Origin of the sequence: Nguyenibacter vanlangensis, assembly GCF_013376155.1 — a bacterium.
Taxonomy (GTDB): Bacteria; Pseudomonadota; Alphaproteobacteria; order Acetobacterales; family Acetobacteraceae; genus Gluconacetobacter; species Gluconacetobacter vanlangensis.
Genome location: NZ_JABXXP010001090.1, coordinates 1 through 713 on the forward strand (window position 1 = coordinate 1; position 713 = coordinate 713).

The following is a 713-nucleotide window of genomic DNA, read 5'->3' on the forward strand; positions in this document are numbered from 1 at the left end:
GTCAGGCCGGTCCCCGCCGTGGCCGCCGCATTGTCCGCCGTCGCCCCGCCGAGCAGATAGCGGATCTGCCCGGGCTGCAGGAACACGGTCACGTCCTCCTCGGCCCAGACATGAATGCCCGAGGCCTGCCAGGCCTGCACCATCGCGTTCAGCGCCGTAAACGCATTCTCCACCAGCCCCAGCCGCGGCACGTCCTGCGGCCCCACCGCCCCGCACAGGCGCAGCGCGCCCGCGATCATCTGGTACAGCGGCTGGCCGAACGGCGTGGTGGTAGTGCCCGCCGGCTCCAGGTCCCATTGCGAGACCCCGGCGAATTTCTCCGCCGCCATCGCCTTCAGCATCTCGAAGCGCGGGGCCGGGCAGTCATATTCCGGCGCCAGTTCGACGGCGAGCGCGAAGCGCAGCGCCGAGACCCATTCCTGCGGCACGTCCGCGGTGTTCGCGGCATTGGCGACATCCTGCAGCGGCCGCTGGCAGGTGAAGGTCACCGCCGTCAGCCCGTTCGACGGCGCCGGGAACAGGCTCAGCACCCCCGATCCCAGTTGCGGATCGTAGAAATACTGGGCGGGCGGCCCGTTCGGCACGGTCTTTCCCGACAGGTTGGCGTAATCCAGCCGCGACATTGGAATCAGCGGCGTCTCCGCCCCGGTCGCCAGCGTCACCGCCCGCGCGCCGATCACGCGCAGCGGCCGCGCGAAGGGCGCCGCATAGGC

General features: G+C 70.8%; 1 pseudogene. It reads right to left on the bottom strand.

Annotated elements, in window-relative coordinates:
* A pseudogene (locus HUK84_RS21425) lies at positions 1 to 713 on the bottom strand (hypothetical protein); the annotation flags it as partial.